Annotated in this window: 11 protein-coding genes; 7 read left to right on the forward strand and 4 right to left on the reverse strand. The window is 64.4% G+C overall.

Annotated features, from left to right (window positions below; all coding sequences use genetic code 11):
• Positions 1–51 precede the first annotated feature (51 nt).
• Both metH and metF read right to left on the reverse strand, forming a co-directional pair.
• Positions 52–3,906, reverse strand: a complete 3,855-nt coding sequence (metH, locus tag ACVIHF_RS38970) for a methionine synthase (RefSeq protein WP_456793597.1) — start codon at positions 3,904–3,906, stop codon at positions 52–54.
• A gap of 3 nt (positions 3,907–3,909) precedes the next feature.
• Positions 3,910–4,824, reverse strand: a complete 915-nt coding sequence (metF, locus tag ACVIHF_RS38975; protein ID WP_016840922.1) for a methylenetetrahydrofolate reductase [NAD(P)H] — start codon at positions 4,822–4,824, stop codon at positions 3,910–3,912.
• A gap of 389 nt (positions 4,825–5,213) precedes the next feature.
• Here metF and ACVIHF_RS38980 point away from each other — a divergent pair, with 389 nt between their 5' ends.
• A complete protein-coding gene (locus tag ACVIHF_RS38980) occupies positions 5,214–6,233 on the forward strand; it encodes an LLM class flavin-dependent oxidoreductase (RefSeq protein WP_310882022.1) in 1,020 nt (339 codons plus the stop codon).
• Between the two features lie 86 nt (positions 6,234–6,319).
• Here ACVIHF_RS38980 and ACVIHF_RS38985 read toward each other — a convergent pair whose 3' ends face one another.
• Positions 6,320–7,180 carry a prephenate dehydratase gene (locus ACVIHF_RS38985; protein ID WP_076824865.1) on the reverse strand — a complete coding sequence of 287 codons (861 nt, stop codon included), beginning with the start codon at positions 7,178–7,180 and terminating at the stop codon, positions 6,320–6,322.
• A gap of 21 nt (positions 7,181–7,201) precedes the next feature.
• Positions 7,202–7,942, reverse strand: a complete 741-nt coding sequence (locus tag ACVIHF_RS38990; RefSeq protein WP_229190896.1) for a 3-deoxy-manno-octulosonate cytidylyltransferase — start codon at positions 7,940–7,942, stop codon at positions 7,202–7,204.
• 200 nt (positions 7,943–8,142) lie between these two features.
• Here ACVIHF_RS38990 and ACVIHF_RS38995 point away from each other — a divergent pair, with 200 nt between their 5' ends.
• The 6 genes from ACVIHF_RS38995 (at position 8,143) to ACVIHF_RS39020 (ending at position 16,623) form a co-directional block, all read left to right on the forward strand.
• Positions 8,143–8,691, forward strand: coding sequence for a c-type cytochrome (locus ACVIHF_RS38995; protein ID WP_028342300.1), 549 nt, complete (start codon positions 8,143–8,145; stop codon positions 8,689–8,691).
• A gap of 263 nt (positions 8,692–8,954) precedes the next feature.
• Positions 8,955–10,811 (forward strand): extracellular solute-binding protein, encoded by a 1,857-nt coding sequence (locus tag ACVIHF_RS39000; RefSeq protein WP_253625059.1) that lies wholly within the window; start codon positions 8,955–8,957, stop codon positions 10,809–10,811.
• A 17-nt stretch (positions 10,812–10,828) separates the two neighbouring features.
• A complete protein-coding gene (locus ACVIHF_RS39005; RefSeq protein WP_310882067.1) occupies positions 10,829–12,697 on the forward strand; it encodes an extracellular solute-binding protein in 1,869 nt (622 codons plus the stop codon).
• A gap of 3 nt (positions 12,698–12,700) precedes the next feature.
• On the forward strand, positions 12,701–13,810 hold the full coding sequence (locus ACVIHF_RS39010; protein ID WP_016842625.1) for a microcin C ABC transporter permease YejB: 1,110 nt from the start codon (positions 12,701–12,703) through the stop codon (positions 13,808–13,810).
• Entirely contained in the window at positions 13,810–14,994 is a 1,185-nt protein-coding gene (locus ACVIHF_RS39015; RefSeq protein ID WP_253604719.1) for an ABC transporter permease, read from the forward strand. Before ACVIHF_RS39010 ends, ACVIHF_RS39015 begins: the two co-directional genes overlap by 1 nt.
• A 3-nt stretch (positions 14,995–14,997) precedes the next feature.
• A complete protein-coding gene (locus tag ACVIHF_RS39020; protein ID WP_253604717.1) occupies positions 14,998–16,623 on the forward strand; it encodes an ABC transporter ATP-binding protein in 1,626 nt (541 codons plus the stop codon).

The raw sequence follows: 16,623 nt of genomic DNA on the forward strand, positions 1-16,623 counted from the left end.
TTGAAGATGGATCGCCGGGTCAACCCCGGCGATGACACGTGTCGAGGAGGCCTACCCAGCCCCCACCTTCTTCTTGCGCCAGGCGAGATGCACGGCGCAGGTGCAGCCCTGCGGATGCGAGGCCAGCTCCGCGTCGTTGGCGGGCGTCGCGGCGGGCGCGATCGCCGGTCCCTTGGCGCCGTCCTGCGCGGGGATGTAGTTCAAGACCGGCGCCAGCCAGCGCTCGATCTCGGCGACCGTCATGGCCTTACGCGCGGCGTAATCCTCGACCTGGTCGCGCTCGATCTTGCCGACGCCGAAGTAGAAGCTTTCGGGATGCGAGAAGTACAGGCCCGAGACCGACGAGCCCGGCCACATCGCAAAGCTCTCGGTCAGCTTCACGCCGGCGGTGTTCTCGGCGTCGAGCAGCGCGAACAGCGTCCGTTTCTCGGTGTGGTCGGGCTGCGCCGGATAGCCGGGCGCGGGGCGGATGCCGTCATATTTCTCGAGGATCAGTTCGTCCGCCGACCACGCCTCGTCGGGCGCATAGGCCCAGAACTCCTTGCGCACGCGCTGGTGCATGCGCTCGGCGAAGGCCTCCGCCAGGCGATCGGCCAGCGCCTTGCACAGGATCGAGGAGTAGTCGTCATTGGCGTTCTTGAAGCGGTCGGCGACCGCATCCTCGCCGATCCCCGCGGTGACGACGAAGCCGCCGATATAGTCGGCGATGCCGGTTTCCTTCGGCGCGATGAAATCGGACAGCGCGGCGTTGAAGCGGCCCTCGCGCTTCTCGAGCTGCTGGCGCAGCGTGTGGAAGGTCGCGATCTTCTGCTTCCGCGTCTCGTCGGCATAGACCTCGATGTCGTCGCCGACGGCGTTCGCCGGCCAGAAGCCGACGGTGGCGCGGGCGGTGAACCACTTCTCCTTAATGATGGTGTCCAGCATCTTGCGCGCGTCGGCATAGAGCGAGCGGGCGACCTCGCCGACCTTGGGGTCGTCGAGGATCGCCGGGAAGCGGCCGGTCAGCTCCCAGGTCTGGAAGAACGGCGTCCAGTCGATGTAGTCGGCGAGCTCGGCAAGATCGTAGGCGTCGAAGCTCTTCAGGCCGAAGAAAGCCGGCTTCTTCGGCGGCGCCGCGGCGAAGTCGATCGCGACCTTGTTGGCGCGGGCCTCGCCAAGCTTCAGCCGCTTCTTGTCGGCCTGGGCGCGGAAATGCGCCGTCGAGATTTTTGCGTATTCGGCCCGCACCTCGGCGGCGTAGGCCTGCTTCTTCTCGGCCGACAGCAGCGAGGAAGCGACGCCGACCGCGCGGCTCGCATCGTTGACATGCACGACCGGGCCGCCCGGATAGTTCGGGTCGATCTTCACGGCGGTGTGCACGCGGCTCGTGGTGGCGCCGCCGATCAAAAGCGGCAGATTCATGCCCTGCCGTTGCAGCTCGCCGGCGAGGAAGCTCATCTCGTCGAGCGAGGGCGTGATCAGGCCGGACAGGCCGATGATGTCGGCGCCCTCGGCCTTCGCGGTCTCGATGATCTTGTTGGCGGGCACCATGACGCCGAGGTCGATGACCTCGAAATTGTTGCACTGGAGCACGATGCCGACGATGTTCTTGCCGATGTCGTGGACGTCGCCCTTCACCGTCGCGAGCACGATCTTGCCCGCGGCGTTGCGGCCGCCGGTGATGCCGTTGGCGAGGTTGCGCGCCTTCTCCTCCTCCATGAACGGCATCAGATAGGCGACCGCCTGCTTCATCACGCGGGCCGACTTCACGACCTGCGGCAGGAACATCTTGCCGTCGCCGAACAGGTCGCCGACCACGTTCATGCCGGCCATCAGCGGCCCCTCGATGACGTCGAGCGGACGGGACGCGTTCTGGCGGGCGGCCTCGGTATCCTGCTCGATGAACTCGGTGATGCCGTGCACCAACGCGTGGGACAGCCGCTTCTCGACCGGCCATTCGCGCCAGGCGAGATCTTGCTCCTTGGTCTGCTTCTCCTTGCCGCGGAATTTCTCGGCCAGCGCCAGGAGCCGCTCGGAGGCGCCGGGATCGCGGTTGAGGATCACGTCCTCGCAGGTCTGGCGCAGCTCGGGGTCGATGTCGTCATAGACGATCATCTGCCCGGCATTGACGATGCCCATGTCCATGCCGGCATGGATCGCGTGATACAGGAACACCGAGTGCATCGCCTCTCGCACCGGCTCGTTGCCGCGGAACGAGAACGACAGGTTGGAGACGCCGCCGGAGATGTGGGCGCCCGGCAGGTTCGCCCGGATCCAGCGCGTCGCTTCGATGAAGTCGACGCCGTAATTGTTGTGCTCCTCGAGGCCGGTCGCGATCGCAAAAATATTCGGATCGAAGATGATGTCCTCGGGCGGGAAGTCGAGCCGGCCGACCAGGATGTCGTAGGCGCGCTTGCTGATCTCGGTCTTGCGCTTGAACGTGTCGGCCTGGCCGGTCTCGTCGAACGCCATCACCACCACGGCGGCGCCGTGGCGCTTGGCGACGGTCGCCTCATGGATGAACTTCTCCTCGCCTTCCTTGAGCGAGATCGAGTTCACGATCGGCTTGCCCTGGATGCATTTCAGGCCGGCCTCGATGACGTGGAATTTCGAGGAATCGACCATCACGGGCACGCGCGCGATGTCGGGCTCGGCGGCGACGAGGTTGAGGAACGTCACCATCGCCGCTTCGGAATCGAGCAGGCCCTCGTCCATGTTGACGTCGATGACCTGGGCGCCGTTCTCGACCTGGTCGCGCGCGACCTGCAGCGCGGCGGTGTAATCGCCGGCGGTGATCAGCTTGCGGAAGCGTGCGGAGCCGGTGACGTTGGTGCGCTCGCCGACATTCACGAACGGGATGGCGTCGGTCAGCGTGAACGGCTCGAGGCCGGAGAGCCTGAGCCGCGGTGCGATCTCGGGCACCACGCGCGGCTTGTGCGGGGCGACGGCCTTGGCGATCGCGGCGATATGGTCGGGCGTGGTGCCGCAGCAGCCGCCGACGATGTTGACGAGGCCGGCGGCCGCGAACTCGCCGATCAGCCGCGCCATGTAGTCCGGCGTCTCGTCATACTGGCCGAATTCGTTGGGCAGGCCGGCGTTAGGATATGCGCAGACCAGCGTGTCGGCGACGCGGCCGATATCGGCGATATGCGCGCGCAGATCCTCGGCGCCGAGCGCGCAGTTGAAGCCGATCGTGATCGGCCTTGCGTGCCGCACCGAATGCCAGAACGCCTCCGGCAACTGGCCGGAGAGCAGGCGGCCGGACTTGTCGGTGATGGTGCCGGAAATCATCACGGGCACGTCGATGCCGCGCTCCTCGATGATCTCGGAAATCGCGTACAGCGCCGCCTTGGCGTTCAGCGTGTCGAAGATGGTCTCGACCAGCAGCAGGTCGGCGCCGCCGTCGAGCAGGCCCTTGGCCTGTTCGCCATAGGCCTTGCGCAGATCGTCGAAGGTCACCGCGCGATAGCCGGGATTGGAAACGTCGGGCGAGATCGAGGCGGTGCGGTTGGTCGGGCCGAGTGCGCCGGCGACAAAGCGCGGCTTGCCGTCCTCGGCGCTCACCCGCTCGGCGGCGGTGCGCGCCAGCCGGGCGCCCTGCAGGTTCAGCTCATAGGCGAGGTCCGACATGTCGTAGTCGGCCTGCGCGATCGAGGTCGAGGAGAAGGTGTTGGTCGCGACGATGTCGGCACCGGCGCGCAAATATGCGGCGTGGATGTCCGTGATCGCATCGGGCTGGGTCAGGATCAGCAGATCGTTGTTGCCCTTGATGTCGCGGTGGAAGTCCGCAAAGCGCGCGCCGCGGAACGCGGCTTCGTCGAACTGCAGGCCCTGGATCATCGTGCCCATGGCGCCGTCGAGCACCAGGATGCGCTCGCGGGCAGCCGCGAGCAAAGCGTTACGCTTGGGGGAAACGGGAACGGACATGTGTCAGGCAGCTTTCTGGGCACCGTTCGGCCGGATGCCGAGCAGGTGGCTGATCGCGAACACGAGGTCCGCGCGGTTCATGGTGTAGAAGTGGAAGGTGTCGACGCCGTGCTTGAACAGCTTCTGCACCTGGCCGGCGGCGACGGTGGCGGCAACCAGCTTGCGGGTCTCGGCGTCGTTGTCGAGGCCCTCGAACTTCTCGGCGAGCCAGTCCGGCACGCTGGTGCCGGCGCGCGTCACGAAATTGCGGGCCTGCTTGAAATTGTGCATCGGCATGATGCCCGGCACGATCGGAATCTCGATGCCGCGCGCGCGCACCCGGTCGACATAGCGGTGGTACAGGTCGTTGTCGAAGAACACCTGAGTGATCGCGCGCGTCGCGCCGGCGTCGACCTTGGCCTTCAGCGTGTCGATGTCGGCGTCGAAATCCTTCGCTTCCGGATGCTTCTCGGGATAGGCGGACACCGAGATCTCGATGTCGGCGTGGCGCCGCTTGATGCCGGCGACAAGCTCGGCCGAACTCTGGTAGCCGTCCGGATGGGTGAAGTAGGGCGTGCCGATGCCGCCGGGCGGATCGCCGCGCAGCGCGACGATGTGACGGACGCCGACCTCATGATAGCGGTCGACGATGTCGTCGATCTCGCCGCGCGAGGCGCTGACGCAGGTCAGATGCGCGGCCGGCAGCAGATCGGTCTCGCGCAGGATGCGGGTGATGGTCGAATGGGTGCGCTCGCGGGTCGAGCCGCCGGCGCCGTAGGTGACCGAGACGAAGTTCGGCGTCAGCGGCGCCAGGCGATTGATGGTCTCCCAGAGATTGCGCTCCATCTCCTCGGTCTTCGGCGGGAAGAACTCGAAGGAGATTTTCGGCGCTTTGGGCGCACGTGGTGCGTTCGGCACGGAGGAAATGGTCTCGGTCATGGTACGCAAAGGCTCCGCAACTGGAGGGCAGACATCCGGCCTGGATATGAAGGCCCCAAGATAAGCCAAACGCGTCGAATCAAACAGCCCATCGGATATGGGAAATTGCCCATTCGTGGCGCAGATTCGGCAAAAATTGACTATCGTGGACGCTTGGTGGGCAACCCGTTGGTTTCGCGACGGTAGCATGAATATATTGAAAATATTGATATAATAAGGATTCTGCAAGTGATTGGAGATCGAAATCGATTGTGGGTAGCTTGGTGCGTCAATGAACCGTCGTATATCGTCCCAAAATCAGCGGCTGCCGGCGCCGGCGTTCCGCCGCGGGACTGGTCTGCGTGGCCGGGGCCTTTGTCGCCTCGTGGCGCCACACTAGGTTGACGGCCATGATTCCGCTGTCCGTCCTCGACCTGTCGGTCGTCACCACTGGCACCAGGCCGGCTGTTGCGCTCCGCAACAGCATCGACCTGGCACGCCATGTCGATGGCCTTGGCTACGTCCGCTACTGGCTCGCCGAGCACCACAACCTCGCTTCCGTGGCGAGCCCGGCGCCCGATCTGATGATCGGGCAGATCGCGGCGGTGACGTCGCATATCCGTGTCGGCTCCGGCGGCGTGATGCTGCCCAACCACGCGCCGCTGGTCGTCGCCGAGCGCTTCAAGATGCTCGAGGCGCTGTTTCCCGGCCGCATCGATCTCGGCCTCGGCCGCGCGCCCGGCACCGACGGCGCCACCGCCTACGCACTGCGCAGCCGGCTCGATCGCCGCGAAGGCGATGATTTCCTCGAGCGGCTGCACGAGCTGACCTTGTGGGAGACGCGCGATTTCCCACCCGGCCATCCCTACAACAATGTGGTGGCGATGCCGGATGATTCGCCGCTGCCGCCGATCTGGCTGCTCGGCTCGAGCGACTATTCCGCCGAGCTCGCAGCCCAGGTCGGGATGGGCTTTGCATTCGCGCATCATTTTGCCACTCACGACGCAATTGCGGCGATGACCAACTACCGCGCGCATTTCAAGCCGTCGAACTGGCGCGCGACGCCGCAGGCGATTCTGGCGGTTGCGGTTGTTGCGGCGGAGACCGACGCTGGAGCCGAGCGGCTTGCGCTGTCGATGGATCTCAACCGGCTGCGCCGCGACCGCGGCCAGTATCTGCCGCTGCCGAGCGTCGAGGAGGCAGAGGCCTATCCCTACACCGACGCCGAGCGCGCCTCGATCGCGCGCAACCGCGCCCGCCTCTTCGTCGGCAGCCCCGCAACCGTGATGACGAAGCTGGAGCCGCTGATCGCGGCGACCCAGGCCGACGAGCTGATGGTGATATCAGCGGTCTACGACCATGCCGCGCGGAAGAAGTCGTACAGCCTGCTCGCCGAGGCGTTCGGGCTTGCGAAGACGGCGGCGGCTTGACCCCGTCATTCCGGGGCGATGCGCAGCATCGAACCCGGAATCTCGAGATTCCGGGTTCACGCTTCGCGTGCCCCGGAATGACTGCGTCAATCCTGCGTCTCGCTGAAAGTCGCGCGGAACGGATGGCCGGGATAGACGCCGACGATGCGGAATTCGCGCGAGAAGAATTTCAATTCCTCGATCGCAAACGCGAGGCCGCGCTCATCGGGGTGACCGTCGACATCGGCATAGAATTGCGTGGCGAAGAAATTGCCGTCGACCATGTAGCTTTCGAGCTTGGTCATGTTGACGCCGTTGGTGGCAAAGCCGCCCAGCGCCTTGTACAGCGCGGCGGGCAAATTGCGCACCCGGAACACGAAAGTCGTGACCAGCGGCCCCGAACCCTGCGTGGCCCATTTGGCCTCGCGCGCCAGCACCACGAAGCGGGTGGTGTTGTGGGCCTCGTCCTCGATGTCCTCGGCGAGAATGTCGAGACCGTAGATGTCGGCGGCGAGGCGGGAGGCGATCGCCGCCACGCTCTTGTCGCCGCGCTCGGAGATGTCGCGGGCGCTGCCGGCGGTGTCGGCGGCGACGATCGGCTTGATGCCGAGCTTGCGGATGACGCGGCGGCACTGGCCGAGCGCGTGGACATGGCTCTCCACGCTCTTGATGTCGGCGAGCTTGGTGCCCTTGATCGCCATCAGCTGGTGGCGGATCGGCAAGAACCATTCGCCGACGATGAACAGGCCCGAAGCGGGCAAGAGATGGTGGATGTCGGCGACGCGGCCGGCGACCGAATTCTCGATCGGGATCATGCCGAGATCGGCCTCGCCCGAGGAAATCGCGGCCAGCGCGTCCTCGAAGGTCGGGCAGGGCATCGGCTCGGCGTCGGGATAGGCCTCGACGATCGCGATATGGGAATTGGCGCCAGGCTCGCCCTGGAACGCGATTTTCAGCTTCTTGGTCATGGGTGGCCTTTTACCAGCCGGTCAGGCTTTGGAAAGTATTCTGCGGGCGGTTTCGAGATCGGCCGGGGTGTCGACGCCGCGCGGGACGGTATCGACGATGGTGACGTCGATCCGCATCCCGGCCTCCAGCGCGCGGAGTTGCTCGAGCTTTTCCTGCTGCTCCAGCGGCGAGGGCGGCAGCGCCACGAACCGCTCCAGCGCGGCGCGGCGGTAGGCGTAGAGGCCGATATGATGGTAGCGCGGCCCGTCGCCATAAGGCGCGGTGGCGCGGGTGAAATACAGCGCGCGCAACCGGTTCGGCCCGATCGGCGAGCCGACTGCCTTGACGACGCTGGGGGCCTGATCCTCCTCCTCGGTATGGATGCGCGAGGCCAGGGTCGAGATGTCGACTGCGGGATCGTCGAGCGCCGGCATCACGCTGCGGATGGTCTCGGGGCTGATGGTCGGGAAATCGCCCTGCAGATTGACCACGATCTCGGCATGGCCGTCGGGGTCGAGGGTCGTCATCGCTTCATAAATCCGGTCCGAGCCGGACGGATGGTCGGGACGGGTCATTACGACCTCGCCGCCCGCAGCCTTCACCGCTGCAGCGATCTCGGCCGTGTCGGTCGCAACCGCAACCCGGCCGATGCCCGCCGCCTCGGCCCGCCGCAGCACATGGACGATCATCGGCACGCCGGCGATCTCGAGCAGCGGCTTTCCCGGAAGGCGAGTGGCGGCCATGCGGGCCGGAATCAGCACCAAGGTACGGGGTTGGGTCATTCGTGTCGGAGCCCGTCCGGCCTGCGGAAATTGCCGGGGAGGAGGTTGAATTCGGCGCGTTTATACGGGTTGCCAGAGCGCGGGCAAACCGATATCTCAACCCTGCTTGGGGCGGTGCGATAAGGCCGATTCCCAGGTCTTTCCCCGCGGCCGTATTCCCGGCCTGAAGTCGACATTCAAGGCCCGGAGCCTGACCCAAAATGGACTCCTTCGAACTCAACAAAATCCTCGGTGCGGTTCTCGGCACCTGCATCGTCGTCCTGGTGATGAGCTTTGCCGCCAGCGCGAAATTCGCGCCGAAGCTGCCGGAGAAGCCGGGTTTTGAGATCGCTGTGAAGGAAGAGTCCCATGGCGGTGGCGGCGAGGCCGCTGCGGCCGCATCCGAGCCGATCGAGAAGCTGCTGCAGACCGCTTCCGTCGAGAAGGGCGCGGCGGCCGCCAAGAAGTGCCAGGCCTGCCACACCTTCGAGAAGGGCGGTCCCAACCGCGTCGGTCCGAACCTGTTCGGCGTCGTCGGCGAGAAGAAGGGCGAGGGCCGTGGCTTCAATTTCTCGGCCGCGATGAAGGGCAAGGGCGGCGAATGGTCCTTCGACGACCTCAACAAGTTCCTGACCAACCCGAAGGGCTTCATCCCGGGCACCGCGATGGGCTTTGCCGGCGTGCCGAAGGACAGCGAGCGCGCCGACATCATCGCCTATCTGAATTCGAACTCGGAGCACCCGGCTCCGCTCCCGACCGCCTCGAAGTAACGATTTGCTTCGCGCAAGCATGCGGATGAAACGGCCAGGCATTGCCTGGCCGTTTTCGCATGGGGAATCCGCTGTCGCGGGGTTGTTATCGGGACGTTTCGCCGCACCGATATTGTTCCCGGACCAATATCATGAGGAAAAAGCAACGTAATTTGTCGAACCGTTGCCTTATATTGGGTCCCATGTAAGCGGGGCCGCAAGCAGGAAGACCGAATTTGGCGATCACCCGACGACACCTCCTTCAAGGCAGCGCACTGGCGGCAATGGCTCCGGCGCTCGGACTCACCCCCGGCCTGTCGGCGATCACGCCGGCCTTCGCCGACGAAGCCCCCAACGGGCTGAAATGGCGGCACGGCCTCTCGACCTACGGCGAAATCAAATACCCCGCCGACTTCAAGCGCTACGACTACGTCAAGCCGGACGCGCCGAAGGGCGGCGTGGTGCGGCTGTTCCAGCCCGGCACCTATGACAGCTTCAACCTGGTCGTTGCGGGGTTGAAGGGCACGGTCGCCTCTTCCGTCACCCGCATCTACGATTCGCTGATGGAGGCCTCGCTCGACGAGCCCGATACGTATTACGGCGAACTCGCCGAGGCGGCAGCCTTCCCCGACGATTTCTCCTACGTGATCTACCGCCTGCGGCCCGGCTCACGCTGGCACGACGGCAAGCCGGTCACGCCGGAGGACGTGATCTTCTCGTTCGAGGCGTGGAAGGCGAACAGCCCGATGTTCAGCGCCTACTACCGGCACATCGAAAAGGCCGAGAAGGTCGGCGATCGCGACATCAAGTTCACCTTCGACAGCCCGGGCAACCGCGAGCTGCCGATGATCACCGGTCAGCTCGTCATCCTGCCCAAGCATTGGTGGGAAGGCACCGACGCGCAGGGCAAGAAGCGTGACATCACCGCGAGCACGCTGGAGCCGCCGCTTGGCTCGGGTCCCTACCGGATCAAGGAGTTCGTTGCCGGACGATCGGTGGTGCTCGAGCGCGTCAAGGACTACTGGGGCAAGGATATCCCGATCGCGATCGGACAGAACAATTTCGACGAGCTGCGCTACGAATATTTCCGCGACGACACCGTCGCGCGCGAGGCGCTGAAGGCCGACCAGTTCGATTGGTACGGCGAGCGCAGCGCGAAGGAGTGGGCGTCGGCCTACGACGTTCCGCCGGTGCGTGAGAAGCGGCTGCTCAAGGAGCTCTTCACCGTCCGCAATCAAGGCCGGATGCAGGGTTGGGTGTTCAACCTGAGGCGCCCGAAATTCGCCGACCCCAGACTGCGCCGCGCCTTCAACTATGCTTTCGATTTCGAAGAGATGAACCGCGTGCTTTCGACCGGCGACTATCATCGCGATTCAAGCTATTTCGACGGCATCCCCGATTTGATGGCGACCGGCCTGCCGGAGGGCAAGGAGCTCGAGATCCTGGAGACGCTACGCGACAAGGTGCCGCCGGAAGTCTTCACGGCGCCCTACAAGGATCCGGTCGGCGGCACGCCGGAAAACGTGCGCGCCAATCTGCGCGAGGCGACGCGGCTGTTGAAGGAAGCCGGCTTCGAGATCCGCGACCGCAAACTGGTGGATTCCTCAGGCCAGCCGTTCACGGTCGAGATCCTCGGCAACAGTGGCGATTCCGGCATGGAGCGGATCGCACTGTTCTACAAGCCGAGCCTGGAGCGCCTCGGCATCACCGTCAACCTGCGCGCCGTCGACACCGTGCAGTACCAGAACCGGGTGCGCGATTTCGATTTCGAGATGGTCACCCAGGTGTGGGGACAATCGATCTCTCCCGGCAACGAGCAACGCGACAATTTCGGCTCACAGGCTGCCGATCGTCCGGGCTCGAACAATCTCCCCGGCATCAAGAATCCGGCCGTCGACGCCATCATCGAGCGCATCATCTTCGCCAACAGCCGCGCCGATCAGATCGCCGCCGCCAAGGCGCTGGATCGGGTCTTGCTCTGGAACTTCTATTGCGTTCCACACTTCAATTACGACAAGCAGCGCTATGTCTATTGGGATCGCTTCAGCCATCCCGACCCGCTGCCGAAATACGCTGTTTCGGGATTCCCAAATCTTTGGTGGTACGACGCCGACAAGGCGGCCAAGCTCAAGCGTTCATAAAACTCAAGGATTCGCGCATGGCGCTATTCTCCCGTCGGCACGCACTCGGCCTCGGCATCGGTGCGTTGAGTGCTGCAGGCTTGCGTGCTGCGCCGGCGGTGGCCGACAACGGAACCGAGATGCACGGCATGTCGGTGTTCGGCGACCTGAAATATCCGGCGGATTTCAAGATCTTCGACTACGTCAATCCGAAGGCGCCGAAGGGCGGGGCGTTCTCAATGATCCCTTCGACCCGTGCCTACAACCAGTCCTTCTTTACGTTCAGTTCGTTCAACGCGTTCATCCTCAAGGGTGAAGGCGCGAAGGGCATGGAGATGACCTTCGATTCGTTGATGGCACGCGCGGGCGATGAACCTGACGCGATGTACGGCCTGGCCGCAAGATCGGTCTCGATTTCTCCCGACAAGCTCACCTACCGCTTCACGATGCGGCCCGAGGCTCGCTTTCACGACGGCTCGAAGCTGACTGCGCAGGATGTCGCGTTCTCGCTCAATACGCTGAAGGAGAAGGGGCATCCGTTGATCGTGGTGCAACTGCGCGATTTCGTGAAGGCCGAGGCGCCCGACGACGGCACCGTGATCGTGACCTTCGCGCCTAATCGCGCGCGCGACGTGCCGCTTTATGTTGCGGGTCTGCCGATCTTCTCGAAGGCCTATTACGCGAAGCGGCAGTTTGATGAGTCCACGCTCGAAGTCCCGCTGGGCTCCGGGCCGTACATGGTCGGCAAGTTCGAGGTCAATCGTTACGTCGAGTATAACCGCCTCAAGGATTGGTGGGCAGCCGACTTGCCGGTCAATCGCGGCAGTTACAATTTCGACACCGTGCGCTACGAGTTCTACCGTGATCGCGATGTCGCGTTCGAAGGCTTCACAGGCAAAAATTATCTGTTTCGCGAGGAATTCACGTCCCGTGTCTGGGCGACGCGGTACGATTTCCCGGCTATCAAGGACGGGCGGGTCAAGCGCGAGACATTGCCGGACGAAACACCGTCCGGTGGGCAGGGTTGGTTCATTAACACCCGTCTCGACAAGTTCAAAGACCCGCGCGTTCGCGAAGCGCTAATCTATGCCTTCGATTTCGAATGGACCAACAAGACCATCATGTACGACGCTTACGCGCGCAGCGTCTCGCCTTTCCAGAATTCGGACATGGTGGCTAGTGGACTACCTTCGCCCGAGGAATTGAAACTGCTCGAACCATTCCGCGGCCAAGTGCCGGATGAGATGTTCGGCGAGCCCTTTGTGCCGCCGGTGTCGGATGGATCGGGACAGGACCGCGCACTGCTGCGAAAGGCGACGCAGTTGCTCAACGATGCAGGATGCGTCGTCAAGGATGGCAAGCGGCGATTGCCTAACGGCGACCCGCTTACGATCGAGTTCCTGCTAGATGAGCCGACTTTCCAGCCGCATCACGCCAGCTTCATCAAGAATCTCAAGCCGCTTGGCATCGATGCCAACATCAGGCAGATCGACGCAGTGCAGTATCGTGCGCGTGTTGAGGCTTTCGATTTTGAGGTGACGACCCAGCGTATATCCATGTCGGCGACGCCGGGTGACAGCCTGAGGCCTTACTTCTCGTCCCAGGCTGCGACCACCAAGGGCTCCTACAATCTGGCGGGCGTTGCCAACCCGGCGATCGACGCATTGATCGAAAAAGCTATCGCTGCCGAGACGCGGGCGGACTTAACCTTTGCCTGCCGCGCGCTCGATCGCGTCTTCCGTGCCGGCCGCTATTGGGTGCCGCAATGGTATTCTAACAAGCACCGTGTCGCCTATTGGGACCAGTTCGGGCATCCGGAGAAGCCGGCGAAATATGCGGGTGTCGGCGCCCCGGAGAACTGGTGGTATGATGCGGCCAAGGCCGCGAAGCTCGAGCAGGCGAAGTAGCCGATGAGCGCCTATATCGCCCGACGTATCTTCCTGATGCTGCCGACGCTGCTTGGCATCCTGTTCGTCTCCTTCGTGGTCGTGCAGTTTGCTCCCGGCGGTCCGGTCGAGCGCGTCATCGCGCAGATCAACGGCGCCGACACCGGCGGCACATCGCGCGTGTCGGGAGGCGGCGGCGATTTCGGCGCGCAGCGCGGCCAGGGCGCGGGCGCAGGCGCGGCCATCAACTCGAAATACCGCGGCGCGCAGGGGCTCGACCCGGATTTCATCAAGAAGCTCGAGGTGCAGTTCGGCTTCGACAAGCCGGCGCCGGAGCGGTTCGCGCTGATGGTCTGGAACTTCGCGCGGTTCGATTTCGGCAACAGCTATTTCCGCAGTGTCAGCGTGCTGCAGTTGATCAAGGAGAAGCTGCCGGTCTCGATGTCGCTCGGCATCTGGATGACGCTGCTGACCTATCTTATCTCGATCCCGCTCGGCATCCGCAAGGCGGTGCAGGACGGCTCGCGGTTCGATACCTGGACCTCGGCGGTGATCATCATCGGCTTTGCGATCCCGGGCTTCCTGTTCGCGATCCTCCTGATCGTGCTGTTTGCCGGCGGCTCATTCCTCAACATCTTCCCGCTGCGCGGCCTGACCTCGGACGGCTGGGCGCAATTCCCCTGGTACTGGAAGATTATCGACTATTTCTGGCACCTGACGCTGCCGCTGGTGTCGATGGCGCTCGGCGCCTTCGCCACCATGACCCTGCTGACCAAGAATTCGTTTCTCGACGAGATACGCAAGCAATATGTGATGACCGCGCGCGCCAAGGGTTGCAGCGAGCGCCAGGTGCTGTACGGCCACATCTTCCGCAACGCCATGCTGATCGTGATCGCAGGCTTCCCGGGCGCGTTCATTCACGCGTTCTTCTCCGGCTCGCTCTTGATCGAAACCATCTTCTCGCTCGACGGGCTCGGCCTGCTTGGCTTCGAGAGCGTGTTGAACCGCGACTATCCGGTGGTGTTCGGGACGTTGTTCATCTTCTCGCTGGTCGGACTGGTGGTCAATCTGCTCTCCGATCTCGCCTATATGTGGATCGATCCCAGGATCGACTTCGAAGCGCGGGAGGTCTGATGACGATGCTCGCGCCCCAGCCGGTCGAGACCACGACGCAATCGCCGCTCGGCGAAGCGGTGCCCGCCACGCACCACGCCTTTTCGCCGTCGCCGCTGAACAAGCGACGCTGGCAGAACTTCAAGGCCAATCGCCGCGGCTACTGGTCGTTCTGGATCTTCCTCGTGCTGTTCGTGGCGTCGCTGTTCGCCAATTTCATCGCCAACGACAAGCCGCTGATGGTCAAATATGATGGCCGCCTGTACTGGCCGGTGATCTTCACCTACGCCGAGACCACGTTCGGCGGCGACTTCGAGACCGCGGCCGATTATCGCGATCCCTATTTGCAGAAGCAGATCGCCGCCAAGGGCGGCAGCATGATCTGGCCGCCGATCCGCTACTCCTACGACAGCCGCAACCTCGACCCGCCGACGGCGGTGCCGTCGAAGCCGACCTGGCTGTTGACCGAAGAGCAGTGCAAGGACGTGGTGAAGCGCAAGGGCCTGACCGGCTGCCGCGACCTCGAATACAACTGGCTCGGCACCGACGATCAGGGCCGCGACGTGGTCGCGCGGCTGATCTACGGCTTCCGCATCTCGGTGCTGTTCGGCCTGACGCTGACCATCCTGTCCTCGATCATCGGCATCGCCGCGGGCGGCGTGCAGGGCTATTTCGGCGGCTGGACCGATCTCATCTTCCAGCGGCTGATCGAGATCTGGACCGCGATCCCCTCGCTCTATCTGCTGCTGATCATCTCGGCGGTGCTGCCGCCGGGCTTCTTCATCCTGCTCGGCATCCTCCTGCTATTCTCCTGGGTCTCGCTGGTCGGGCTGGTGCGCGCCGAGTTCCTGCGCGGCCGCAATTTCGAATACATCCAGGCGGCGCGCGCGCTTGGCGTCTCCAACGGCGTGATCATGTTCCGCCATCTGCTGCCGAACGCGATGGTCGCGACCATGACCTTCCTGCCCTTCATCGTCTCGTCCTCGGTGATGACGCTGACGGCGCTGGATTTCCTCGGCTTCGGCCTGCCGCCCGGCTCGCCCTCGCTCGGCGAGTTGCTGTCGCAGGGCAAGGCCAACGTGCAGGCGCCGTGGCTCGGCCTCACCGGCTTCTTCTCGGTCGCGATCATGCTGTCGCTCCTGATCTTCATCGGCGAAGCCGCGCGCGACGCCTTCGATCCACGCAAGACGTTCTCGAAGGGCTGAGGCATGGACGCGATCAACCAGCCTTTGCTCGATGTCCGCGACCTCTCGGTCGCTTTCGGCCGCTCGCTTGCGGTCGACGGCATCTCATTCTCGATCAAGCGCGGCGAGTGCGTCGCGCTGGTCGGTGAATCCGGTTCGGGAAAATCCGTCAGCGCGCTGTCGGTGCTGAAGCTGCTGCCCTATCCGACGGCCTCGCATCCCTCAGGCGCGATCCGCTTCCGCGGCCGCGACCTCCTGACCGCGTCCGATCAGCAGATGCGCGAGGTTCGCGGCAACGACATCTCGATCATCTTCCAGGAGCCGATGACCTCGCTCAATCCGCTCCAGACCATAGAGACCCAGATCGGCGAGATCCTGTCCCTGCACAGGGGCGTCAGTGGCGCGGCGGCGCGGGCGCGGACGCTGGAGCTATTGGGCCAGGTCGGCATCCCCGAGCCGGAGACCCGGCTCAAGAGCTATCCGCACCAATTGTCCGGCGGCCAGCGCCAACGCGTGATGATCGCGATGGCGCTCGCCAACGAGCCCGATCTGTTGATCGCGGACGAGCCGACCACCGCGCTTGACGTCACCGTGCAGGCGCAGATCCTGGCGCTGCTGGCCGAGATCCGCGCGCGGCTCGGCATGAGCCTGTTGTTCATCACCCACGACCTCGGCATCGTCCGCCGCATCGCCGACACGGTCTGCGTGATGAACAACGGCAAGATCGTCGAGCAGGGGCCGGTCGAGCAGGTCTTCACCGCGCCGAAGCACGCCTATACCCAGGCGCTGCTCGCGGCCGAGCCGAAGCCCGATCCGGCGCCGCCGCAGCCGGGCGCAGCGGTCGTGATGTCGGCGGACAATCTCAAGGTCTGGTTTCCGATCAGGCGCGGGCTGTTGCGCTCGACCGTCGGCCACATCAAGGCGGTCGATGGCGTCAGCCTCGCGGTGCGCAAGGGCGAGACGCTCGGCGTGGTCGGCGAATCCGGCTCCGGCAAGACCACACTCGGGCTCGCGCTGCTCCGGCTGATTTCGTCCGATGGTCCGATCGTTTTCCTCGGCAACGACATCCAGGGCCTGCGCTTCAAGCAGATGCGGCCGTTCCGCCGCGACATGCAGATCGTGTTCCAGGACCCGTTCGGCTCGCTCAGCCCGCGCATGTCGGTGGCCGACATCATTGCCGAGGGCCTTGAGGTGCACCAGAAGCAGCTGTCGCGCGAGGAGCGCGAGGCGCGGGTGATCAAGGCAATGAAGGATGTCGGGCTCGATCCGGACTGGCGCTTCCGCTATCCGCACGAATTCTCCGGCGGCCAGCGCCAGCGCATCTCGATCGCGCGCGCGGTCGTGCTGGAGCCGAACTTCGTCGTGCTGGACGAGCCGACCAGCGCGCTCGACATGCTGCTGCAGGCCCAGATGGTCGACCTGTTGCGCGACCTGCAGCGCAAGCGCGACCTCACCTACATGTTCATCTCGCACGATCTGCGTGTGGTCGCCTCGCTGGCGAGCCATCTGATCGTGATGAAATCGGGCAAGGTGGAGGAGGAGGGACCGGCCTCCGAGCTGTTCAAGAATCCGAAGAGCGACTACACCCGCGCGCTGTTCGCCGCCGCGTTCCGCATCGAAGCGGCCGGCGACGGGGCGGTAGCGACGTAG

Source organism: Bradyrhizobium sp. USDA 4506 (assembly GCF_054058795.1).

Excerpts from the sequence above, each read along its gene's own strand:
- ACVIHF_RS39020 (WP_253604717.1), top strand. The coding sequence starts at position 14,998 with ATGGACGCGATCAACCAGCCTTTGCTCGATGTCCGCGACCTCTCGGTC.
- ACVIHF_RS39005 (WP_310882067.1), top strand. The coding sequence starts at position 10,829 with ATGGCGCTATTCTCCCGTCGGCACGCACTCGGCCTCGGCATCGGTGCG.
- ACVIHF_RS38985 (WP_076824865.1), bottom strand. The coding sequence starts at position 7,180 with ATGACCAAGAAGCTGAAAATCGCGTTCCAGGGCGAGCCTGGCGCCAAT.
- metF (WP_016840922.1), bottom strand. The coding sequence starts at position 4,824 with ATGACCGAGACCATTTCCTCCGTGCCGAACGCACCACGTGCGCCCAAA.
- ACVIHF_RS39010 (WP_016842625.1), top strand. The coding sequence starts at position 12,701 with ATGAGCGCCTATATCGCCCGACGTATCTTCCTGATGCTGCCGACGCTG.
- ACVIHF_RS38995 (WP_028342300.1), top strand. The coding sequence starts at position 8,143 with ATGGACTCCTTCGAACTCAACAAAATCCTCGGTGCGGTTCTCGGCACC.
- ACVIHF_RS39000 (WP_253625059.1), top strand. The coding sequence starts at position 8,955 with ATGGCTCCGGCGCTCGGACTCACCCCCGGCCTGTCGGCGATCACGCCG.
- ACVIHF_RS38990 (WP_229190896.1), bottom strand. The coding sequence starts at position 7,942 with ATGACCCAACCCCGTACCTTGGTGCTGATTCCGGCCCGCATGGCCGCC.
- ACVIHF_RS39015 (WP_253604719.1), top strand. The coding sequence starts at position 13,810 with ATGACGATGCTCGCGCCCCAGCCGGTCGAGACCACGACGCAATCGCCG.
- metH (WP_456793597.1), bottom strand. The coding sequence starts at position 3,906 with ATGTCCGTTCCCGTTTCCCCCAAGCGTAACGCTTTGCTCGCGGCTGCC.
- ACVIHF_RS38980 (WP_310882022.1), top strand. The coding sequence starts at position 5,214 with ATGATTCCGCTGTCCGTCCTCGACCTGTCGGTCGTCACCACTGGCACC.